General features: G+C 41.5%; 22 protein-coding genes and 1 pseudogene. 12 read left to right on the top strand and 11 right to left on the bottom strand.

The window, feature by feature from the left end; genetic code table 11:
• Positions 1 to 7: 7 nt before the first annotated feature.
• A complete protein-coding gene (locus tag DQG13_RS09490) occupies positions 8 to 1612 on the bottom strand; it encodes a recombinase family protein (protein WP_113019506.1) in 1605 nt (534 codons plus the stop codon).
• A 155-nt stretch (positions 1613 to 1767) separates the two neighbouring features.
• Here DQG13_RS09490 and DQG13_RS09485 point away from each other — a divergent pair, with 155 nt between their 5' ends.
• On the top strand, positions 1768 to 2142 hold the full coding sequence (locus DQG13_RS09485) for a hypothetical protein (RefSeq protein WP_113019505.1): 375 nt from the start codon (positions 1768 to 1770) through the stop codon (positions 2140 to 2142).
• Here DQG13_RS09485 and DQG13_RS31475 read toward each other — a convergent pair whose 3' ends face one another.
• Together DQG13_RS31475 and DQG13_RS31470 are read right to left on the bottom strand one after the other, a co-directional pair.
• Complete coding sequence (locus DQG13_RS31475) at positions 2143 to 2562, bottom strand: recombinase family protein (RefSeq protein ID WP_258525595.1); 420 nt, start codon at positions 2560 to 2562, stop codon at positions 2143 to 2145. It lies immediately after the preceding gene.
• Positions 2551 to 2991 (bottom strand): annotated as a pseudogene (locus DQG13_RS31470) (recombinase family protein); the annotation flags it as partial. The gene DQG13_RS31475 and the pseudogene DQG13_RS31470, both read right to left, overlap by 12 nt.
• Before the next feature lie 327 nt (positions 2992 to 3318).
• Between DQG13_RS31470 and DQG13_RS09475 the strand changes: the two are divergent.
• A complete protein-coding gene (locus DQG13_RS09475; protein WP_113019504.1) occupies positions 3319 to 4377 on the top strand; it encodes a hypothetical protein in 1059 nt (352 codons plus the stop codon).
• A gap of 206 nt (positions 4378 to 4583) precedes the next feature.
• Here the strand turns inward: DQG13_RS09475 and DQG13_RS31465 are convergent, their stop codons facing one another.
• Positions 4584 to 4706, bottom strand: a complete 123-nt coding sequence (locus tag DQG13_RS31465; protein WP_258525578.1) for a hypothetical protein — start codon at positions 4704 to 4706, stop codon at positions 4584 to 4586.
• Entirely contained in the window at positions 4699 to 5682 is a 984-nt protein-coding gene (locus DQG13_RS09470) for a hypothetical protein (RefSeq protein ID WP_113019503.1), read from the bottom strand. Before DQG13_RS09470 ends, DQG13_RS31465 begins: the two co-directional genes overlap by 8 nt.
• A gap of 146 nt (positions 5683 to 5828) precedes the next feature.
• Here DQG13_RS09470 and DQG13_RS32020 point away from each other — a divergent pair, with 146 nt between their 5' ends.
• Complete coding sequence (locus DQG13_RS32020; RefSeq protein ID WP_483874472.1) at positions 5829 to 6110, top strand: DUF7669 domain-containing protein; 282 nt, start codon at positions 5829 to 5831, stop codon at positions 6108 to 6110.
• The gene (locus DQG13_RS31850) at positions 6082 to 6702 is read left to right on the top strand and encodes a DUF1643 domain-containing protein (RefSeq protein WP_113019502.1); all 621 of its coding nucleotides are present in this window, start codon (positions 6082 to 6084) and stop codon (positions 6700 to 6702) included. Before DQG13_RS32020 ends, DQG13_RS31850 begins: the two co-directional genes overlap by 29 nt.
• 1090 nt (positions 6703 to 7792) lie before the next feature.
• Here DQG13_RS31850 and DQG13_RS09460 read toward each other — a convergent pair.
• Positions 7793 to 8386 carry a sigma factor-like helix-turn-helix DNA-binding protein gene (locus tag DQG13_RS09460; RefSeq protein ID WP_146767130.1) on the bottom strand — a complete coding sequence of 198 codons (594 nt, stop codon included), beginning with the start codon at positions 8384 to 8386 and terminating at the stop codon, positions 7793 to 7795.
• 492 nt (positions 8387 to 8878) lie between these two features.
• On the opposite strand from DQG13_RS09460, the gene DQG13_RS09455 reads away from it, so the two are divergent.
• The 4 genes from DQG13_RS09455 to DQG13_RS09440 all read left to right on the top strand — a co-directional run bounded on the left by DQG13_RS09455 (position 8879) and on the right by DQG13_RS09440 (position 12145).
• On the top strand, positions 8879 to 9976 hold the full coding sequence (locus tag DQG13_RS09455) for a hypothetical protein (RefSeq protein WP_113019500.1): 1098 nt from the start codon (positions 8879 to 8881) through the stop codon (positions 9974 to 9976).
• A 196-nt stretch (positions 9977 to 10172) separates the two neighbouring features.
• Complete coding sequence (locus tag DQG13_RS09450) at positions 10173 to 10952, top strand: PD-(D/E)XK nuclease family protein (protein WP_181592669.1); 780 nt, start codon at positions 10173 to 10175, stop codon at positions 10950 to 10952.
• 130 nt (positions 10953 to 11082) lie between these two features.
• The gene (locus tag DQG13_RS09445) at positions 11083 to 11391 is read left to right on the top strand and encodes a hypothetical protein (RefSeq protein ID WP_113019498.1); all 309 of its coding nucleotides are present in this window, start codon (positions 11083 to 11085) and stop codon (positions 11389 to 11391) included.
• Between the two features lie 325 nt (positions 11392 to 11716).
• Positions 11717 to 12145 (top strand): helix-turn-helix domain-containing protein, encoded by a 429-nt coding sequence (locus DQG13_RS09440; RefSeq protein WP_181592668.1) that lies wholly within the window; start codon positions 11717 to 11719, stop codon positions 12143 to 12145.
• A 398-nt stretch (positions 12146 to 12543) separates the two neighbouring features.
• On the opposite strand, the gene radC is transcribed toward DQG13_RS09440, so the two are convergent.
• The 5 genes from radC to DQG13_RS09415 form a co-directional block, all read right to left on the bottom strand.
• Entirely contained in the window at positions 12544 to 13146 is a 603-nt protein-coding gene (radC, locus tag DQG13_RS09435; protein WP_113019496.1) for a RadC family protein, read from the bottom strand.
• A 315-nt stretch (positions 13147 to 13461) separates the two neighbouring features.
• Entirely contained in the window at positions 13462 to 13659 is a 198-nt protein-coding gene (locus DQG13_RS09430) for a hypothetical protein (protein WP_113019495.1), read from the bottom strand.
• A 144-nt stretch (positions 13660 to 13803) separates the two neighbouring features.
• Positions 13804 to 14343 carry a hypothetical protein gene (locus DQG13_RS09425; protein WP_113019494.1) on the bottom strand — a complete coding sequence of 180 codons (540 nt, stop codon included), beginning with the start codon at positions 14341 to 14343 and terminating at the stop codon, positions 13804 to 13806.
• Complete coding sequence (sda, locus tag DQG13_RS09420; RefSeq protein WP_113019493.1) at positions 14327 to 14500, bottom strand: sporulation histidine kinase inhibitor Sda; 174 nt, start codon at positions 14498 to 14500, stop codon at positions 14327 to 14329. The genes DQG13_RS09425 and sda overlap by 17 nt, the downstream gene beginning before the upstream one ends.
• Before the next feature lie 286 nt (positions 14501 to 14786).
• Entirely contained in the window at positions 14787 to 15137 is a 351-nt protein-coding gene (locus DQG13_RS09415) for a helix-turn-helix domain-containing protein (RefSeq protein ID WP_113019492.1), read from the bottom strand.
• A gap of 464 nt (positions 15138 to 15601) precedes the next feature.
• On the opposite strand from DQG13_RS09415, the gene DQG13_RS09410 reads away from it, so the two are divergent.
• The 4 genes from DQG13_RS09410 (at position 15602) to DQG13_RS09395 (ending at position 20982) form a co-directional block, all read left to right on the top strand.
• Positions 15602 to 16264 (top strand): hypothetical protein, encoded by a 663-nt coding sequence (locus tag DQG13_RS09410; RefSeq protein WP_113019491.1) that lies wholly within the window; start codon positions 15602 to 15604, stop codon positions 16262 to 16264.
• A gap of 19 nt (positions 16265 to 16283) precedes the next feature.
• Positions 16284 to 17522 (top strand): S-layer homology domain-containing protein, encoded by a 1239-nt coding sequence (locus DQG13_RS09405; RefSeq protein ID WP_113019490.1) that lies wholly within the window; start codon positions 16284 to 16286, stop codon positions 17520 to 17522.
• A 149-nt stretch (positions 17523 to 17671) separates the two neighbouring features.
• Positions 17672 to 18577: a hypothetical protein gene (locus tag DQG13_RS09400; protein ID WP_113019489.1), complete on the top strand. Its 906-nt coding sequence runs from the start codon at positions 17672 to 17674 to the stop codon at positions 18575 to 18577.
• A 233-nt stretch (positions 18578 to 18810) separates the two neighbouring features.
• The gene (locus DQG13_RS09395) at positions 18811 to 20982 is read left to right on the top strand and encodes an ATP-binding protein (RefSeq protein WP_113019488.1); all 2172 of its coding nucleotides are present in this window, start codon (positions 18811 to 18813) and stop codon (positions 20980 to 20982) included.
• The last annotated feature ends 158 nt before the right edge of the window (positions 20983 to 21140 follow it).

The raw sequence follows: 21140 nt of genomic DNA, 5'->3' as shown, positions 1-21140 counted from the left end.
GATCAGACTACTTATTCGGCCAATCAGCGACTATAACCTTCCTATAGAGTACTTCCTTATCATGAGCAATTTCCAATGTTATTTGGACAATCTTTGTCTCACGGTGAACTATAACATTGGATATAAACTTGGGCACTAGCTCATGCAGTGACTGTGGGTTTGGTGACTCCTCATCTAATACCGTTAACAATCTTCGAATATCCTCCTTCAAGGTGACTAGAATATGCTCTGACACATCTCTACTGTGATTAGAGAGGGTATTCGCTGCATGTAGTTCTGTTTGTTTAGCTTGCAGTTCGGCTTTCATCTCGTTTATGGCATCTGAGTAATAAGCTTTGCCACGGCCATCGGCCACTTCCAGTTCCATTTGCTTAATACGCTTCTCTAGAAACTGTATCTCCGATTCAAGCTCATTGACGTTAACTAGCTGTGTCTGGTCTGCCTGATATCTTATGAGTTCCTCTTGAAGTTGCTGGTTTATGGTTAGCCCAATAAGAAAGGTGCGCAGCTTATTTGCTACCAGAGTTTCTAAAGTCTCTTTTCGCCACCCGACATACTGGCAGAAGGCTTTCCCCTTCCTCATATATCCACCACATAGGTAGTATTTCTGCCCGCCATGAACCTTAGTTGTTGATGTGGAATTACCAACCAACCTGGAGCCGCATTTATCGCAGAAGAGCATTCCTCGCAACCAGAATGGAGAATGAGGCTTTGTCCTAAAAGGATTGTGAGTTTGCCCGCCGCCATTATGCCGCTCTTTCGCTTTAGATTGGCAAAGCTCAAACAATTCTTTTGTTATGATTGCAGGATGTGCATTCTCCGCTATGATCCATTCGGAGCGGTCGCGCCACTTAACTCCTTTCGTTTGATATTCCTGCTTGTTCCAGCATCTGCGGCCAATGTAAGCCTCATTATAGATGATCGCTCTGATAGTACTGGCAGACCATTGCCCTCCCTTCTGAGTAGGTACGTTCTTCTCATTAAGTATGTCGGAGATTTTCTTGTACCCAACATTCTCATACGCATACTGGTTAAAAATCCACCTAATAATATCGAGTTCTTCCCGCGGCCCATGAACCCAAACTGCCTTAGTCTTCTGATTCCCCAGCGCTACATGCTCCGTCCGATAACCATATGGAGGAGTGCCGCCATTGTTATAGCCCTGTTTGGCATTCTGAGTCATTCCCTTACGTACTTCTGTAGCCAAGTTGGTGTTGAAGAACTCGGACATAATCTCCAACATGCCTTCCAGGAGCTTATCCTGTGGGGTATCAGCCTCGGTCTGTTCGGTCACTGAAAGTACCTTGACTCCGCATTTGGCAAGCAGAGACTTATAAATGACATGATCATCGCGATTGCGGGAGAAACGGTCAAACTTGTGAACCAGAATAGCCTCGAATGGCCGACTGGAGCGCTTGGCTATTGCAATCATCCTTTGGAACTCTGGGCGGTCATCGGTCTTAGCAGATTTCCCTTTCTCAATGAACTCATTTACGATGATATGCCCGCGTTCCTGACAATACTGCTGGATGGCTTTCATCTGCGCGGGGATGGACAATTCTTTTTCAGCTTGGTGTTCAGACGATACACGGACATAGACGGCTACCTTCATTTGGACACAGCTCCTTTTGTATATGGGTTTATGGGCATAAAAAAAGCAGGTATACCACTTGGGCATACCTGCGTAAAGCAACACTATGAAAATAGAGGAAATCATAAGCTACTCGTTGAATTGATGATTATCATAAATCGATGCTGGGGGAATAAATGATGGCGGAACTGGTTACTGAGCTTGATGAAGTGGTAGTAAACGTGAAGCAGTTCAATGCTGACCTAGCCAACGGGGAATACATTGAAGGAAAATTAATTGCAGAGAAGCTAAGTGAATTTAAGCATTGGTATTACATCTCGGAATTGGACATGTTTGGTCCAAGTAAGTACATAGGATATAAAACCATGATCTGTAAAGATTACAGTGTATATAATGATGGCAGAGAAACGGAGAAAGTTCTTAAAAAGTGGTTTATGATCCTTGCTGAGGATGACAGTCTATATACGTCGCTCTGGGTAAAACTGAATGATCTCCATTATGAGCACGGGAAGAACCTTCGGAAGAATGCCGAGATACATATACTCAAGTAGTTACTTTGGGGCGCTTAGCTTCCTTAGGGATACTTCCCTATGGGCTGCGTCCCAAATTTCTTTATCAATGATTGCAGGATGGCACTCCTTGGTCACAATCCATTCCTCAGGTGGATTCTTATGACCATCAACCTCTGATTTCTTGTTCCAGGTTCGGTATCCCAGGTAAGCATGATTGCTTAACAGAGAAAGAACAGTGGATGGCCGCCATACCTTGCTGTCGATCTTTTGTTGATTGAGGAAGGTAGCAATTCTCCTGCCACCCCAGCCTTCAGCAGCTAATTGGAAGATGAGCTTCACTGTCTCCACTTCGTGGTCTGGCCCGTATTCATACGTTACCTTTACTCCATTCCTCTTAAGCCGATAACCATATGGAGCCCTGCCGCCGCAATGAAATCCTTGAATGGCATTTTCGCGCATGCCTTTCAGGGTCTCGTGCTTTAAGTTCATGTTGTAGAATTCAGATATAACCTCCAGCATCCCCTCTAGTAGCAGCCCATGGGGAGTATCTGGTTCAGTGGGTTCAGATGCCGATAAAACAGAAATGCCCTGCTTTTTGAGCAGGGCTTTGTAAATGATATGATCTTGTCTGCTTCGGCTGAATCGGTCGAACTTATGCACTAGAATGGCCTTGAAGTCCTTATCTGGCTGCTTTGCCGCGGTAATCATTCTCTAGAATTCAGGTCGATCTGCCGTCTTTGCAGACTTCGCTTCATCCACATATTCTTCAATGATAGTCCACCCTTTATCTGATGCATAGCGTTGTAAAGCCTCCCTTTGGGCGGGGATGGATAATTGCCGTTCAGCTTGTTGATCAGATGATACACGGAGATAAATAACAACATTCATTTGGTAATGCTCCTCTCAATTTCGTATTGGTTGTTGCTCTAAGGCTTAACTGCCCTCCTCTCTGATTTTCCAGCTCATCTCACCCTCTGGATTACTCGCTGTAAACGCAAAAAAAGCCCGACTCCATGAAGTCAGGCTGTGTAGATGCCCCCGTGGGCGGTTTAAGAGTATAAGTAAAACTTCTGTTGGTAATACCATGGGTTAGGAATATAATGGATTACAAAAGAGTATAAGGAAGAAAATAATGATAGATGAATCAAAGATGTTCCATATATATTGTACGATTACAAAGTAGGGAACTGAACAAATCTACAAAGGGGATGCAACATGGCAGAGAATTTATTTATTTTAGGCGCAGGTGCTTCATTTGATGCGGGAGCTCCACTAATGAATGGTTTCTTTGACAAGGCCTATGAGCTACTTGGGAGTGGCATGGTGCAATCTTTTGAAGTAGATTTCAAAGATGTTTTTAAATTGTTAAAGGAATTACGACTTGTATATGCCAATTCACATTTGGACCTGCATAATATTGAATCACTGTTTGGTGCAATTGAAATGGGGAAGATAATTAATTTACTTGGACTAAGAACTGGGGATGAAATTGAAAAAGTAAGGAAATCATTAGTCAGGCTTATAGTAGCTACACTCGAAGGAAGTATGCAATTTCCGAAAAGTGAAGGATCATTAAGGCCTACTGAATCATATAGTCGGTTTGCAAAATTAATAAGTGAAAGATTACGTTCAAGCTCAATAATTACATTTAACTATGATATAGGTCTTGATTATGCACTAAACTTCCATGACGTTCCATATACTTATTGTATTGACCAAGAGGGTTCTATAGGGGAAGTTAAATTAATGAAATTACATGGTTCAGTAAACTGGGCGCTATGCAGAACTTGTGGAACCATACTCCCAATTCCAATAGCTGTCACCAAATATTTGTCGAGTATTCCTGGCCGCGGAGGGCCCCAAATACAATTCACTGATAAGATAGCACGGCATGAACATAAACCCTGTAAAGGGGGCATATCGGCTTGTGAAGATGTCCCTGTAATAGTACCTCCAACTTGGAACAAGAAAGATTACCATGGGAACCTCACAAATGTGTGGAAGCAGGCTGCAAAAGAACTTAGTCAAGCAAGGAATATCTATGTAATTGGCTATTCCTTGCCCGAAAGTGACGCTTTTTTCCGATATCTATTTGCTTTAGATACATTTGATAATGACACTATAAAGCGTTTTTGGGTCTATAACCCCGATAGTAGCGCTGAAACGAAATCAAGGTATAACTCACTATTAGGTAAAGGGATTAGCATTCGATATGAGTATAAGGAAAAGAAATTTGCGGATGCTATCGCCGATCTTACAAATATGAAAGGGTAAGGTAATGGTGCAGAGAAATCTCGTAGGGAAAAATTTCACGGATGAAAGCATTTAGGTGCCGCCGTTTGCATCTTTGAGGAGAGGAAGTGGAGCTACAAAAAGCTGGAGCAAACTGATTACATATTTGAACCCAACTCGGTATTAGTTATTGCCCGCTTTCAATTAACAATAGGAGAGCACCTTGTTTGCCAGGTGCTCTATTGGTATTATCTACGTTGCTTTAGTACCGTTCTTAAGCCAATTAGAGCCAGAATAAGTATAGCAGCTACAAGGCTTGAGGGAAGGGCAAAAGCTTGCCCACTTCCAATTGCTATTCCAATTTTACTCATGGATATTCACCTCCTCTCCCGTAGAATGAGCAAGGAGAGAGGGCAGGGAAGCGATAATTTGATTCCACTTCTCTCTAGTTATAGGCTCAGACAAGAACTGAATGAGCTGTTGACGAAAACCGCCACTGATTAGAACAAGCAGTACATATCTGTAGAACGATGGCTTGTCTGTAGAGAACTTTATATGAAAGTAATCCTCTAAGCTTTTAATGTTGTTACCGAAGAAGGGAATGTCATATACGCTGCTAAAATGGGTTTCAAGGTCCGACCAATAATTCTTAAGCAATTGTATGAGTTCATACGCTTCTTGATAGTCCAGTTCAACGGAGTGTCTAACCGCATTCTTCCACAACATTTGTTGCAGCCATGCATTTGTAGACTTAAGGATCGTATCGGCTGAGGGTTCCAATTCTACATTGGATTGTTGAGTGAAGAGGCTAAAGACTTCCTGGGATATGGTTCCCTTCAAAATAATATCAGAGATAAACTTGCTTATAAGTATTAACCGCTTAGCATTTTCCTGTGCCTTGATTCTTTGCTTTTCTTCAAACTTTTTTGAAGGCCGCCCGATTGTTTTTGGCGCCTTTTTTGCCTCGTCTATTGCGATATCATCAATGACCTCTGGGTAGTCAGGATGAGCAGTATATCCTGCAACTTCATCAAGTGTGTTCATAATCCGATTATGAAATTCAATAAGCCGAGCCTTTAGCTTGTTCCATTGTACGGGATATCCCTTCCAATAAAGGATGAAAATGAAGTCCTTCTGGTGTTTACAAATCCTATTAGCCTTTAGCTTGTCAATTAAGATAATAGCGTCAATTGTCCGCTCAGCGTAGTGGGTAACGACACCCTGGTAGAACCCTAAACTAACACGATCTCCTGCGATAAGACCATATTCAACATACCGCTCAATCATATTGCTGCTTATTGATATTCTGTGCTCCCGAACTCGTTCAATCAGTTCCTCTTTCAACATTGTTTTCACCTCTTGAACCGATTGTAGCTCGCCTAATATTTGAAAACAATGGATGTTGAATGCGGAAATGAAATAGACATTTACTCTAATCAAAGACTCACTCACAATAGTCACGTACTATTCAGAAAACTAAGGTGCATGGTAAAATGAGGAAAATAAAATTGGAGTGGTCCGAGATGAGGAAAGTAACTTGCAGAGATGAGTTACTGATTGCAACAAGATCGATAATTTATGCCAAGGGAGATAATCGTTTTACGATTAAGGAAGCTATTGAGTATATGGAGAGAAACAATACGACCTATGCTGAATCGACTATCAGTACTCATCTCACTTCTAGGTGCTGTAGTAATGCCAAGAAACATCATGCTGTTACATATAATGATTATGAAGCTCTAGGTAATGGTGTATACAAGCTCATCAATTTATAGGAGTGAGCAATTAATGAAATCAAATTCGGCGAGATCCAAAGAGTATTATAGACTTATAAGAATCAAACCAGATGACTACAGTTATACAGTTGGAAAGCACAGATATGTATTGAAGTTCGAATCTATCGTACCAAGAAACGGCATGAGTGTAGCCATCATTCAGATGAATGGATCAAGTACAGATTGGAAGAATGCCACTAAACTAGATTGGAGTCCCGATCCCACTATTGGTAAGGTACTATGTTGGTGCAATGAGAATAAACAAAAAACCTTTGATAAAATCTACTGTCTAAACCTGTGGTCATATGCTGACCCCCATCCACGAGGTCTCAGGGGAAAGGAGAATGCTGAACTTAATCATGCCGTGAACGATAGATGGATTGCTAAGATATGCAAGAATGTCGACTATGTAATCGTCGCTCATGGGGATTGTAATGGTGTGGATTCAACTGTCTTAAAGGAGCGTAAAAAGCAATTATATAAGCTCCTTCAGGGTTGTAATCTTTATCATGTTGGGGATCTTACCAAGAAAGGGAGCAACCCAAGACATGGCCGCGGGTGGAATGGTAGTCCTTCTCTAAATCTTTTATAAAGTAGTTCTCTGAATTACTATAAAGTAAGCCAGTCAAGGCCGCGGAGCGTTCATTTTAGCCTTGACTAGCGGTTCATATCTCCGACACTTTCCCATCCCCCAGCCCATTGGCTGGGGACGGCCACGCCGAGTGTGGATTGTTAAGGCAGCGCCTTAACGGGCCCCTCAGGGGCGGTGGGGTGGTCTGTTCTAGATGAATTGGCCCCAAACGCCTGAAGAACGCTACCTTCTCGACGTAGCCGCCAGCGTCATATCTGATTCAGTACAATGGATGCTCGAAACCGCGGCGGCCCAATATTCCATGGATGCATATTGATAGTAGCTGGACCATGCAATCTCTATAATCAGTGACGTTTCTTAAAAGAGAAGCACTGCGAACGGATGCAGTGTACCTCCTCATCCATGAGAGAGATGAGGGCAAAAGAAAAATGAGATTACCGAGATGAGCACTACTAACCGCCATTCAATTATAATTATCGCGCTTAAGGGTACAATGGACCGTTACTGCGTCAGCTACAGATTGGTTTTGAATAAAGAATATGAATTTCATCCGTAACGCTGGTTCGAGTCCGATATGTTGGATGTTGGAGCCAGATGTGCGACAACATCCCTGGATACATTCAGCCTTGCGCACGGGATTCATACAAACAGACTACATTAGATTAAAGCCACAGAATCTGCGAGTCTTGACGAGCAGATGTCGGATTCATGAATAAGTTCGGAAATAAAAATGGAGAAAAGCGGGGAGTGGCAGCGAACAGACCTATCCCTTTTCCATTCATTGGATGCGTGAGAATAAGGACCAGCAGCCTTCATCCATAGGGTACAGCAGGGGATCAATCACGCTCCGCGGGGGATAGAATGCTTGCGGGCATCCCCTCCTAAGAGGAGTCGGGGATTTTAACGTTGTGCTACCGCAGATACGGTTCGGATGATGGGTTATTCCTTCTCCTTTTAAAACCCAGATTGACAGCGATACTGTCTGCTTTATTCGACAGTATCAGGTGTATTCTAATCTCTTCTATTTTTACCCTTATACATATATTAACTTGCATAATGGCAGAAAAGTGTCAGATGACCGCATAAATTCTTAGCTTACTTCTGCTTGATCGTCACGCCATTTCCTTGCGGCTGCTCTACTTCGCCGTGTATAATTCTTGACGCTGTCCAACGAGATATCCAATTTTGCTGCTATCTCCATTTCTGAGTAATCCTCATACTTCATAATTAAGACCTCTGAGTGGAGAGGGTTTACTAGCCGAATAGTCTCAACTGCCTCCCATGCTTCCTCCATCAGTTCTCCCTTGCTCACTATGGCCTCTTCTTTCTTCTTATGAATGGTTTTTAGGCGGTTGTATTTATGCCCCTTTTGAGCATTTCTATCATATTTGTATCCCATATATTTAAGTAAGTAACGATGCTTAAGATTCCTATACAGGGCTGCATAGTAATAACGCTCCCATTCATCCCCAATCAGGGAAGTGCTATGCTCCTTGAAGAAGGTCCTGACGATCCTTATGGATTCGAGATATGCTTCTTGCTGAAGGTCCTTTGAATCATGATAGGAGGTACGTAACTCAAATATGAGCCTTCGTATAACCATCTTGTTTACTTCCTGGGTGGTTGGGTGCAAGAATATCTCATTAATGAAGTCAATGTCTTCTGGTTTCTGATTTTGCATCATGAATGTCACCTTTCTGTCTCAGCCACCCTTTGAAATGATGGCCAGCCTGCAACTCACATAGTTAGAGCTGTTTGGGCGTCTATTTATTGCTGTTGCTATACCTTTAACGCCTACTGTGAGATATGTCAAGAAAAATCTGAGAACATCTTAGCATGCTTCATCCTTTAGTATTATGCTGCTTTAGTTTCTATAATTTAGTGAATTTCAGGCCATTTTCTAGACCTTGACTTTCTTTGACCTATACTGTATTCTTCATATTAAGAGCGTAATGCTCCAGCGAAATGGATGACCGCTTGTAGCGGTGGGCGTAAAATGATTAGTGTAGGATAGATTAGGGCATGAGGCCCTATATGGATAGTAGGATATGTGCGTAGGATTAAGGCCATGGAACCCTTGAGAAAATGTTCCATTCTTTCCCGCGCCCATGTCGTTTACAAACGGACAGGCCTGCGGGTCTGTCCTTTCGCTATTTATCCTATAGGAGTGATTCTCATGGAAAAGACGAAGAATGAATCTGCATTTATCTTGCTGACAGCAAACGCACAGAATTTAAGGAATGCGGCTGAACGCTTGGCCGAAAACAAGTTTTATAGGAAACGCAATGAATTAAACGAGATTCTTCGTTTGAAGACGCCTCTCAAACGGCTGGCAAAGTCACTGATTGAAGGGGATTTTAAACCTATACCAAAGCCACCTAAGGCAAGATTAAGGCATGTTAATGTATCTACTGAGCATGCCACTGTCACATATGCAGTCACCAAAACCATTGAAAACTACATTAGCCTTTTCCACATCAGCCTGGACAGGAATGAGAGCTACAAGGAAGCGTTAGGCGCGTTTTACATCAGCGAGGGTTCCATTACCAGGTATTTGAAAAGGTTTGATTATCAGGTGCTGGTCAATGTACTTGAAAGACGTATAACCGATAAGGAGTTTCTCGTATTGGTTCGCTCTTTGATGGTAGAGGAAGAGTTTGTTCGTCTGGATTTAGATGAAGAGAAGGGGTCCCCGCTCATCAGACTCCTATACCACATGCTGTTGGATGATGTTCAACGTATCATTGATCTGGGTGGCGGCCAAATTTTATCTGATGAATTAGGTAAGTGGTCTGCATATTTCGAGTCAAGGGAGACAGCAAGGAATGCTTTTTTTGAAATCTTCATTTACCTTCGTGAAATCGGATTGGCGATCACCATAAACCAGGATGATGAAATCGTACAAGAAGATGTTCTTCGAAGGGAGAAGCTCCGAACTTCTTTAGATGAGGAACCAAAAGTATTTTCACCTGAGGGTACAAAAGAAGATTTGGTAAAGATTCACAAGGATAATGAGGATGACGAGGGCGATCCAGAGTATGCATGGTTGACTAAAGATTTGGACATCGATGAAGAACTGGATGATTACGAGTATGATCCAGACGCCTATGAATGGTTGGATGATGATTGTGACTTTGATGAGAAATGGAATGATGGCGGAGTACTAATGAAGCAAGTGCTTGATGAACTGAAAGAGCATAAAAAGTTACAGGCGGCGATTGTAAGGGCTATTGATCTAATTATTAAAATCATGGATGACAAAGGCATGATATAACATTCTTACATTCGAGAAGGAGATAACTCCTATGGGTTTTCGGATTACTGTGCAATTGAATCTGATCAGGATATGTATTCATACTCAATTCTTCTAACCAGCAATGCTTATTTTGTAAAGAGCCACTTGATTTGTCGGTGAATGAGCGGTCGATGATAGTGGCTTTGACACTAAAATTTTGTTTGGGGTGAATTCATTGTTTAAACGTCTTTACCATTTGCTTTGCAACTCGGATAGAAATCAGCAGGAAGACTATCTTACTGAAATATTTGCAGAGGTGCTTAGCAAGGAAGGGCTATTACACGATTTTATGAATACCTATTCCGAAATCAAGTTGAGTCAGCTTAGTATCCGCGAGATTACTACTCAGAAGACGTATGCAAAGCAGGAAGATCATCATACGGATAGCAGGCCTGATATGATGATCCGTTTCTCAGATAATGGGAATCCACATGTTTTGTTTATCGAAAATAAGCTGGGTACAGGTGAAGGGAACATACAGTTAAAAAGATATGCTGATCATCTGCGGAGTTATGAGCTAGATGGCTGCCAAACCCATCTTATCTACATAACGAAGCTACACGATCCCAAGCAGAAGAAAGACATTATCAGCAGCGGTGCGAACACCTCATTTCATCAGATTAGATGGTTCCAGATATACAACTGGCTTAAAGACCATAGAAGCGAACTTGTTAACTTGTTTCTTGAATATATGGAGGAGATACAATTGAACGATAGCAGACGTTTCGTGCCACAGGATATCTATGCCATTCAGCACATGGAACGGTTAGTACGTATGATGGATGCTTGCCTGGAGGGAAGAGTTGAAGAAATTGTAACAACTCTTTTTAATCGATCGACTGGCTGGACAAACCGATTTGACCAACTTAAAAAGCATAACCGATACATGAAGTTAAATGCACAGGCTAACTTAACCGAGGTCAACTTCGGTTTTTATATGACGGATAATGAATGAGGCTGTCGATTAATTCTAGTGGCTGTGGAAAACTCTATTTTCAAGCCTAAAATGGATGCAAATAAACCGTTTTTCCCTTTTGAAATCGATTAATCAAGCTAATTTTAGAGGTGATTTGAGGCTTATCCACATGACCGTCGAATTAATCGACAGGCTCAATGAATATCCCTTAGTATCGGTATTGTTTCAAGTGAATCCCAGATGCCCAGACCGTGTAGATTTGATCAAAATCATGAGGGCATTTGTTGATACGAACAATGGTTGGGAATCGCAGGATTTGGATGATAGCACTTCATGGGCGATGATTTATCATGAGAAAAGCCTTCTCGACTTCCTCTCTGCTGGTGATCAAATCGATGCCATTCAAGATTTCTTCATATTGAGGCTTAAGGAGTTGTATGCATTAAAGCAACAACATCCCGAATTTGCCTGGAAATAAAAGCAGTCACAAATGAGAGGTAACCCATGCCATTCAATTCTATACCATCTTGTAACGCAGCTAGTGTATGCCTTATCCCTCAGGGAGTAACCCGAATCGGTTGTTTTCCTGGAAAAGCATGATTAGTACATGAACCTCAGGAAGGGTAAGGGGTGAGGGTCTTTAAGTGCTTTATACATGTGTATTGAGGTAGTAAAAAGGATGAAAATTTAGTTATTTATTTAGTCAATATTTGTTGCTTTATTTGAATGTAATGGTTATGTTAAGGGAGAAAGTTGAGGTTCTCGGGGGAGGAACCCACTTATTCTTCAAAGGGTTGATGCCTATGTACGTACCTGATTTGGATTATTATAAGGATTTTGGTTTTCGCAGCGATTATATTCATGATCCCAATAATGTCATGAGCATTTATAACGCTAGAAGGGATTTGATGATTGCTCCAGATCAGCTTCCCTTGCACCAGCAGGTAAAATTAAAAAGAATACATGACAATCTGACTCAGGAACAGCTTGGTAAGATCGTTCGTCTACCAGCATCTACAATTAGCCTTATTGAACGGGGAGAAAGGCGAATCATGAAGAACCGCTGGAAAGAGTTCGAGACCTACCTTTACGAAATGTGGTTCTGCGAGGGGGAACTGCTGGATAGGTTTAACCTTGAGGAAGAGTATTCTATTAAAGAAATTGAGGAACAAAGGGCCTATTGGAAAAAAGAACTTAACGATGACCCTGAATTATGGGATGCAGTTCAATGAGTTAGTAGAGTGAGCGGGGGGAATTATAAAAAGCAAGGTTTTGGGGAAAGCAGCGTAGTGAGTTTTCAGGGGGACAATAGAGAAGAGCCAACTGAAACGGCTGGCTCTCTCAAAATGTTAATTCTTAAGGCACACTTTCTCAACTTCTCTTGAATCTACCAACCAACACAACCAATTGCTGCTGCATTCGAGATTTCCAAGGGAATGACCTCCATTTTTTTGTGATGGGAGTACTGCGAATGATGCGGATGACATTAGTAACTTGCGAGCGCAGCGAGCTGGTTACGTAGGCCGAAGGCTGCCTACATTTAGAGCCGACTAATGCCAATCCTTTAAGTAGAAGTAACGAGCATGTAATATCAGTCAACCCCTGCCTGGTATTTAGCCAAAATAATACCTCATATTAACCCTTTTTCTTTCAGCGATACATAGTCTGATCCACTTATTACGAGATGATCAAGAAGCTCTATCCCAACGATTTTCCCAGCTTCAGCAAGTCGATTTGTTAGTTGGATGTCCTCCTGAGATGGGGTAGGATCACCTGAAGGATGATTGTGGACGCAAAGAATGCTTGCCGCCGACTGTCGTATTGCCGCGTTGAATACCTCCCTTGGATGAACGATGGTCGCATTAAGTGAACCGATGGAGATTAGCTCTTTGGAAATAACCTTATTTTTTGTGTCCAGAAGTAGGATATAGAAGAATTCCTTGTTCTCCATACCGATTTCAAAGCGCATAAGCTCGAATATGTCCCGCGGGGAACGGATTACGGCTTGCTCTGCTCTTGGTACAAGTATTAACTTCGCCAGTTGAACAGCTGCAATGATTTGGCGGCTTTTTGCTTTGCCGATTCCTTTAACCTTCATAAGCTCTTGCTCTGTTGCATGCCATAATTGCTGTGGGGATTGAAATTGGTCGGTTAATTCTTTAATTAAATAGCTGTTCGCAGATTCGTGTATTGTGTCCGCAAGAATGGATTTAAACAGGCTATTATCGCTCATAGGAAATCCTCCATCTATTCATAAAATGAAGAAGGAGGCTCAGTGGCCTCCCCTTGTGAAATGCGCATGATTAGATTAGAATTATATTAGGTGATTTATCTTGCTGCTCCCTTGTGGGCAGCTTTTTCTTTTTCTGTAATCTGTATTTCTGTCATAACCAGTAAGGCCAAGCAAGATAAATAGGCATGTCCCGCCTCAGTCTGCAAAGAAGCTCTTCGATCCAAGCAGTTTCTGATTCTAATTAATGCTCCGCGGCGCCTAACCAGCATGCTTATCCTGTCCATAGAATTTCCCTCTCTTGTGTGCTAATTGCTTTTAATAGCGCTCAACCTCTTTGCCGTAATATTTTGGGAAATAGACTTGCATGTACTTGTGGGCAAGCTCTTCTTCGACCTTCCAGGAACGAATAAAGTAATTCTTCAGCACGTGAGCAGCCATGCATAAATGGCCATTTACCACGAGCCGCCGTATGAGCACCTCAATTTCTTCAGACCAAGGCTTTTTCTCGGCCATTCAAGTTCTCCTCCTCTCCAACAGTCAAACTGAAATTCTTGAAGTTCATGCATAGTCTTTCCCTCCCTTCATGGGCATCATCGCACAGCCCTTGATTTCTCTCTGTTAATAAAAAAAGACCCTACCTAATAGATCTAGGTAGAGTCATCGGAACTGGTCTAAAAAGCGGCGCATCCTGATCGTGCGTTCTTCAGTGGGATCAAAGATGTTCAGTTTGGTTACGGGGAAGGGTTTGACCATTTCGGGATTTTGGCGATACTTGGCTCTTAATTTCTTCTTGGCTGTTCTTTCAAATGAGTTGCCTTGCTCGTTCTGTTCCCATAATAATCGGCTTTCCATAATAGCCGCGGCAATATTGTCCTCATAAGGCCGATCAAGATTTGCCAGCTTGCTGATGAGCATGTTTACCTCATATGATCTGGCACTCAGAACGCCGCAATCAAAGTTTTCATAATTGAAGTGTCCACCAACATCAACGACTCTGGTAATGAGCAGCCCGAATCCCTCTATTGTTAAAGTTCCTTCCAACATGCCGAGAGCTACCCGAAATGGAGGGCAAGTATACTCGATGGTCTGCCGATACATGGTGAATTCATAATAATGGACATTCTGGTTAGGGTGGTGGATAACGTAATGGGGATTATACCTGGTTATGGTCTTCTGCGGGTTACCCTTGGGGATCATGCAGATCGCCTCCTATAGAATTAGGTTTTTCCATCATGCCGCGCCGAATCAACTCTTTTCTAAGCAGTTCTATGAAGTCCGCCTCCAATTTAAGCTCGACTGCTTTCTGAAAGGCACTCAATAGCACTTCATCACTTAACAGCTGATAATCTGCCATCCTTTTTTCTCCTCTCATGATTGACGGTTAATGCCGCGGCGCTTTAACTCATTCGATTAATGCAATGAAAACGGCATCCAGCGCTAATTTTTTGCCGCTTTCAATACGATCAAAAGCTCCTGGTCAGTTAATTCGTTCAGAGTGCTTTCCATTTGCTCACCTCCTTCCCAATGTGGGCATCATCTCACAGCCCATAATCATCTCTGTAATGCCATTAAAAGCAAAAAAAGACCTGCTCACTCATCCCGAAGGATAAGCAAACAGACCTATTTGAGGAACTGAATGATCAGCTATAAAGCGCTTTTAATAGCTTCAATGCCTTCCGCTGCTCTTCGATACTTTTGCCCTCCAACAACTTTACAATTTGAATAAGAATGCTATTATCAACCCTGTTCCTTGATTCATCAATGTCCTGAAACAGATCGCTGTATGAGACTTGTAATGCATGCAAGATGTTATCCAAGCTTTCGATTGTCCAGTTTGCGCTTCCTGTCTCCAACTTGGTTATATAAGAAGGATGTACATCGGCTTCGTGTGCAACATCCTCTTGCGTTCTCCCCTGATGATTCCTGAATCCTTGCAGCCGCTGACCGACAGCTACCTTGATCTTCTGAACATCTCTTGATTTCCTAGCCATCTCTCTCACCTCTACTCAAACAGTAGAGGAATCACTAATTCCAGTCGAAACATTATATTGCAACATAAATGCTTAACTAACCAATATATTGCATGTTATAATCGACACATACCCATAGTAGGAAATTTGTTCTAGGAAAGGAGGACTGCATTCTGCAGAGAGCCCGTACCCGAGTTAAGAATTCTGTCGATGATTTCAAAGGATATACCTTGAGGTTCATTTATTTAGGATTATGAAAACTGCATAAGTAAATTATTTCACTGTATGGAGGCTTCTATGGGATTATTAGCCGCGGCAGTCGTGGGTCTAGGATTCTTAATTGCTGGATTCCTGGGAGCAAAGAGTCTGGGAGGCAAGGCTCAATATGGATGTATGATTTTTATTATACTAATTGTGATCCTGGCTCTCTTATTTGTAGGCTTACTTTCAATGCTGGTTTGAATTTTCTATGGGGAGAGCTGCGCATGAGAAATATGCTTGTTATTGTGGTTGTGCTACTACTGCTACTAACGGGATGCAATGTTTCCAATGAAGGTAGCAACGGCGGCGACAATTCCAGCAGCCTGAAGAACGAACTGACTTACAAGAATATCAAAATTGGGGATAAGGAAGAAAAGATACTCAAAGAGTTAGGTACCCCAACAAGTGCGATTAAGCTGTCCGATATGTCAAAGAGCTTCACAAATGGTGATGATCGTAGGCAATTAAGCTATAAGGGCGTTAGTTTCCAAGTCTTGAATGGAGTGGTCTATGCTATGGAACTCAATGGAGAAGATGCCATTACGAAAAGCGATTTTAAGGTCAGGGACAAGCGGGAGAAGGCATTGGAGATATATAAGAAGTTCGAAAACGCTGTGGCGAGTAATACTCAGCTCCAAATTCTCGAAGATGGCTACTTTTTTACCATCAATTTTAATGACGATAAGTTCTGGTTAGTAGATGATAGGTATCGTTTAAAACCACCCGTTGATGCATTTAAGGAAGCTGGAGAGAACAAGGGCAAGCCGCTACGTGCTCCTGGTATCGGCGCTTGCTCAAATTCACATGCATTTAGATATGTTAGTGAATTGCTGGATACTTCATTGGGTTTCTGGGATGGTAAGCCATTCTCTTGTGGAAAATCATAATTATAAGGAGCGACTGTGAATGAGAACAAAGGTAATCCTCATTATACTTTGTGCCATGCTAATCAGTTCTGTTTCGTATGCCTCTCCCAGCTTTAAAGATGTGGGTGCCGATCACTGGGCTTTCCAAAGCATCAATGATCTTGCAATCAAAGGAATCATCACTGGTTATGCTGATGGTTCATTTAAACCATCAGCCACAATAACGAGAGCAGAGCTAGCAACAATCTTGGTTAGGGCTGGCGGGCTAAAAGCAGAGAAAGACGAATTTGAAATTGAGTACAGTGATGTTAGCGCTGATGCGTGGTACGCGGCTAATATTGAGGCTGCAGAGGAATATCTTATTGGAGATATTCGAGATGGTAAACATGTTTATGAACCAGAGCGAGAAGCAACAAGGGAGGAAATGACAACAGCCGTAGTTAGATTACTTGGATATTCATTGGTCGATTCTAAACTAGCCTATGTAGACCGATTCAACGATAAAGATGAGATATGGGCAGGGTTCATTCCATACGTTTCCATAGCAGTCGAAAAGGGTATTATTAGCGGCTACAAGGACAACACATTCAGACCCAAGGTGCCCGTTTCCCGTGCAGAAGCGGCATATATAATCTGGAAAGCATACGGTGAAGGGACGAAGCTCCAAGCTTATAGACCATCAGGAGTTAATCCGCAGGTAAAAAAATTTGAGGGAGATTGGAATACAATAGGCTCAGATGAACTATCCATTGCTCTTTCCTTTGCAGACTCATCCAACGGCAGCATCACATTCTTTTCTGAGGGCGAAGGCACTACAAGACTATTTACGTACTTTCAAAACAAGACAGATAGCATAGTCATTCACTTGGAGGAAAATGAGAAAACGACTAATATGATTTTAGCGCTTCAAGATGATAATACAGTGAATTTGGAAGTGGTTTTGGGCAATACCTACACATTAAAAAGGGTACCAGCTAATGGTGATAGTACAAGCAGTGCAGCCGAGAACTCATTAGATTTAAAAGCGTTTGAGGGTGAGTGGTGGGATAAGGATAAAGTGTTTGGCTTTGAAATAAAGGCTACAGGACCAGACAGTGGGACAATAGAGTACATTGACCGATTCTCCATAACAGAGCTTTTTACCGTCGTATCTTCCAACACCAAGAGTATTGTCATTCAGATTGGAGACAGTAAGAAGGAAGTCTCTCTTACACTGTTTACTCAAGATACGCTGATGTACATTGACGGTTCTTTTACACATGATATGTCACGGAAGTAACGATGAAGCGCCCACGTGGCGCTTTTTTATCCATATGCAGGAAATCTTTTGGAGTGTAACGAATAATAGCGTATACGAACTATAGTACAGATGGTGCCACAGCATGTTAATAGGATACATGCTTTTTTAGAAACTGAGGAGGGACAAAAATGTTATGGATTAATCCACTGAAAAGCTTAAAGAAGGATAATTTAGACTTTCAGTTTGAAAGAATCAAAGTGCCATTTTGTGATGAAATCATTAAATTTGTAAGCGATAATAGTATCCTATACTCTAAACAGGGTACAAAACCAGTGTTAGATTACAAGGAATTGTTAGTTGAATATATAGAAGGAATAGAAAGAGACTTTCAAATACTCGATAATATTATTGAATCCATATCTAGTCAGAGGTTAGAAATAAAGAAGGGCGTAAGGCAAATTAATAACGTAGATTGTAGTCTTCATTTCCTCAATAATGAATATGCGCTAGTTTTTTTTGCTGGTCATGATAGGAGGTATGATGCCTATAAGTATGGAATAGTCACTTTTGAAATGGGCAAAAAGCGTAATCATGTAATAGATTCGGAAATCATCTTTACTAAAGAAAGTTTAGATTTAGACTATAACGTTTGTAATTATTTTAGTGATCTTTTCGCACTCATGAATAATGCATCAAATGTAATTGAATTAGATGAAATCCATGAGGATGTGGAGAAAACAATACTAAAAATATTTCGGGTTGAGAATAAGTATGATTTACATAAGAATTCAGACTTTAATGACTTTTATGGAATTGAACCCTTTGTGTTTCTTAAAGATAAATATCAAACTTATATAAAAAATAAAATTAAGCTTGAGCTAACGAATAAAGGTCTCAATTTTAATAGTGATCATATAGAACTTGTGAGAATTGATAGGGTTCTCAAATCATTAATTAATGAGAAGAAGGAACATATTGAATTATTGGGAGAGGAAATCTATTTTACTAGATGTGATGAACTGGAACAGGAAAGAACAGAACTAATTCTTAAGCTTGATATGGAAGAGAGCCAACTTGAATTATTGCTAAGTTGATTCCATTTTATTTTCAGATTTTAGTCAAATCACTGGAGTGAAGAACTCAATAACAAGGGCTGAGGAAGCATGCTTTGGCGCGCACATCAGCAAGGAAATGACAATAAGATTCAGCAGGAGACTCCAAAAGTGCCTTCTGGAATTGAAAAGGGCTCAGCTACTAAACAACCTGTTATGGTTCTGCCAATAGAAACGCCTTCTTTGACAAATTCGGTTTATGGGACGAAGATTCCATGAGAAGTACCACAAGCAGCATGGGTAAAATGATTACAAGAGTGTTGCCAGGAATCGGTGAAGGAACTGGAGACCATATACTGGAGAAAAGGAAAATGAAGATGAGGCGCCAAATTGTGGCGTCTTTTTGGTTCTTTAGAAGGAGGAACTGTGTACGATTTGTCGAAATAGAAATAAACGGAAAATGCTATTCGACCACGAACAGAAAGAACTATAACAAAGAGGTGACCTTAATGGATTATTTATGTGGCTCACTATTTGAAGAGGATTACTTGCTTCGTACTCTTGGTGCGCTTGCTAATTCTCCAGACATAGCTCTTACTGAACTTGTGGCCAATGCATGGGATGCGGGGGCCTCAGAAGTTTCTATTGTCATACCTGATGAATTATCGGAAGAATTAATTGTTACTGACAATGGTACAGGACTTACGCCTGATGAATTTAAACTTCGTTGGATGACGTTAGGCTATAACCGTTTAAAACATCAGGGAAGCAACGTGTTATTCCCAGAAGGAAACGGGACTGGATTTAGAAGAGCATTCGGCAGAAATGGCGTAGGGCGTCACGGGATGCTTTGTTTTTCAAATGAATATACAGTTGAGACAACTCATACAAGTGGGATTGCCTCAAAGTTTATTGTTTCAGTGACCAGCGGACAACAGCCTTTTACACTTAAGCATGAACAAAGAATCAGTGGCAAGGGCCATGGCACTGTTCTTCGAGCAAAAGTAGAACGTAATCTGCCTGATCCGAAAATTGTTCGTAGTCTGCTTTCTGCTAGATTTATGCAGGACCCAAGATTCCAGGTGACGGTGAATGGACTTTCTATTGAGTTGATGCAACATAAGGGATTAATTGAATCCAAAATGATCAAAGTGAATAACGGCGTTACGCTTGAAATTGTAGTAATAGACTCTGCTAAAACAGCAAAGACGGCCAGGCAACATGGAGTCGCCTTCTGGGTTGGAAACAGACTTGTTGGAGAACCAAGTTGGACATTAGGCAATTACTCTATAGATGGACGGACCAGTTTTGCCAAGCGACATACTATTGTTGTGAAAACAAATGACCTTTTTGATGCTGTTATGCCCGATTGGTCCGCTTTTAGAAGATTTCCAATTATTGATGATGTATACAGGATTGTATCTACACATATAGAGTCTTTATTCAAGACTTCAATGAAAGAGCGTGTTCAAGAGACACAACGTACAGTGCTTTATCGGCATAAGTCAGAATTGTCGGAGTTACATGCACTTGGCAGAGTAGAGGTATCACAATTCATTGAGCAACTGACAGAAGAACAGCCTACAATTAACCACGATCATCTATCCGCGGCAGTGCAGGCAATTATACAACTAGAGAAATCCAGAAGTGGCGCTAACTTGATACAGAAGCTCTCAATGCTTTCAGAAGAAGATGTTGATGGGCTAAATAGGCTTTTGGATGATTGGAGTGTTAAGGATGCATTAGTCGTCCTTGATGAGATTGATAAGCGGCTTCTTGTCATCGAAGCTCTAGGGAGGTTCTCACAGGACCCCACCACGGAGGAATTAAAGACACTACATCCGCTTGTTCTTCAAGCTAGATGGCTCTTTGGTCCTGAGTTCGATTCGCCTCATTATACATCGAATGTATCTCTTACTACTGCAATGAGTAAATTGTTCCAAAAAAAAGTTGATAAAGATGCTTTCTTTAATGCTCGCAATCGTCCAGACATTATTATTTTGGAGAATGCAACTTTTTCAACAGTCTGTTCTGAAGAGTTTGAAGACGATAGTCCGCTATCAAAAATGAAAAGAATACTCATTATAGAATTAAAACGTGGTGGATTTGCAATAGGCCGAGACGAAATGGATCAGGCAGGGCATTATGTGGAAGACCTCCTCAACTCTGGACACTTGACTGGAGTCCCATTCATTAATGCTTTTGTTGTTGGGCATGCAATAGATACCAAGGTTACGAGAATTCGCAAGGTAGGGGATAATCCCGAACGTGGACGGATAGAAGCCACCACATTTGGACAGTTAGTAAGCACCGCCAACCAGCGACTTCTTAGACTAAAGGAGCAACTCGATGAGCGTTACAAAGGATATACGGATATGACCATTGTTCAAAAGGTACTGAATGAACCAAGTCAGATAGATTTGTTTGAGGAGATAGAGTCTGCTTAAGAGAAATGTTGTCCGTGCGAAATATGAGATCAGTCCTTGTAGTACGACACTTGATTTGGCACCTGCTTAGGTGCCTTCTTTATTAATGCAGGAAAAATGTCATAGAATAGCGAATAAACTTAAGAACATTGAATATAGTGAAATGACCTCATAGATGC

The organism is Paenibacillus sp. YN15 (genome assembly GCF_003285005.1).
Lineage (GTDB): Bacteria > Bacillota > Bacilli > Paenibacillales > NBRC-103111 > Paenibacillus_AR.
This window is presented reverse-complemented; position numbering and strand designations above follow the sequence as displayed.

Coding starts and splice junctions, on each gene's coding strand:
- DQG13_RS09440 (WP_181592668.1), top strand. CDS start 11,717: ATGTACGTACCTGATTTGGATTATTATAAGGATTTTGGTTTTCGCAGC.
- DQG13_RS09410 (WP_113019491.1), top strand. CDS start 15,602: ATGAGAAATATGCTTGTTATTGTGGTTGTGCTACTACTGCTACTAACG.
- DQG13_RS31475 (WP_258525595.1), bottom strand. CDS start 2,562: ATGCGCGAAAATGCCATTCAAGGATTTCATTGCGGCGGCAGGGCTCCA.
- sda (WP_113019493.1), bottom strand. CDS start 14,500: ATGGCAGATTATCAGCTGTTAAGTGATGAAGTGCTATTGAGTGCCTTT.
- DQG13_RS09470 (WP_113019503.1), bottom strand. CDS start 5,682: ATGTTGAAAGAGGAACTGATTGAACGAGTTCGGGAGCACAGAATATCA.
- DQG13_RS09400 (WP_113019489.1), top strand. CDS start 17,672: ATGTTATGGATTAATCCACTGAAAAGCTTAAAGAAGGATAATTTAGAC.
- DQG13_RS32020 (WP_483874472.1), top strand. CDS start 5,829: ATGAGGAAAATAAAATTGGAGTGGTCCGAGATGAGGAAAGTAACTTGC.
- DQG13_RS09395 (WP_113019488.1), top strand. CDS start 18,811: ATGAGAAGTACCACAAGCAGCATGGGTAAAATGATTACAAGAGTGTTG.
- DQG13_RS09430 (WP_113019495.1), bottom strand. CDS start 13,659: ATGGCCGAGAAAAAGCCTTGGTCTGAAGAAATTGAGGTGCTCATACGG.
- DQG13_RS09405 (WP_113019490.1), top strand. CDS start 16,284: ATGAGAACAAAGGTAATCCTCATTATACTTTGTGCCATGCTAATCAGT.
- DQG13_RS09485 (WP_113019505.1), top strand. CDS start 1,768: ATGATGGCGGAACTGGTTACTGAGCTTGATGAAGTGGTAGTAAACGTG.
- DQG13_RS09425 (WP_113019494.1), bottom strand. CDS start 14,343: ATGATCCCCAAGGGTAACCCGCAGAAGACCATAACCAGGTATAATCCC.
- DQG13_RS09475 (WP_113019504.1), top strand. CDS start 3,319: ATGGCAGAGAATTTATTTATTTTAGGCGCAGGTGCTTCATTTGATGCG.
- DQG13_RS31465 (WP_258525578.1), bottom strand. CDS start 4,706: ATGAGTAAAATTGGAATAGCAATTGGAAGTGGGCAAGCTTTTGCCCTT.
- DQG13_RS09445 (WP_113019498.1), top strand. CDS start 11,083: ATGACCGTCGAATTAATCGACAGGCTCAATGAATATCCCTTAGTATCG.
- DQG13_RS31850 (WP_113019502.1), top strand. CDS start 6,082: ATGGTGTATACAAGCTCATCAATTTATAGGAGTGAGCAATTAATGAAA.
- radC (WP_113019496.1), bottom strand. CDS start 13,146: ATGAGCGATAATAGCCTGTTTAAATCCATTCTTGCGGACACAATACAC.
- DQG13_RS09490 (WP_113019506.1), bottom strand. CDS start 1,612: ATGAAGGTAGCCGTCTATGTCCGTGTATCGTCTGAACACCAAGCTGAA.
- DQG13_RS09415 (WP_113019492.1), bottom strand. CDS start 15,137: ATGGCTAGGAAATCAAGAGATGTTCAGAAGATCAAGGTAGCTGTCGGT.
- DQG13_RS09460 (WP_146767130.1), bottom strand. CDS start 8,386: ATGATGCAAAATCAGAAACCAGAAGACATTGACTTCATTAATGAGATA.
- DQG13_RS09455 (WP_113019500.1), top strand. CDS start 8,879: ATGGAAAAGACGAAGAATGAATCTGCATTTATCTTGCTGACAGCAAAC.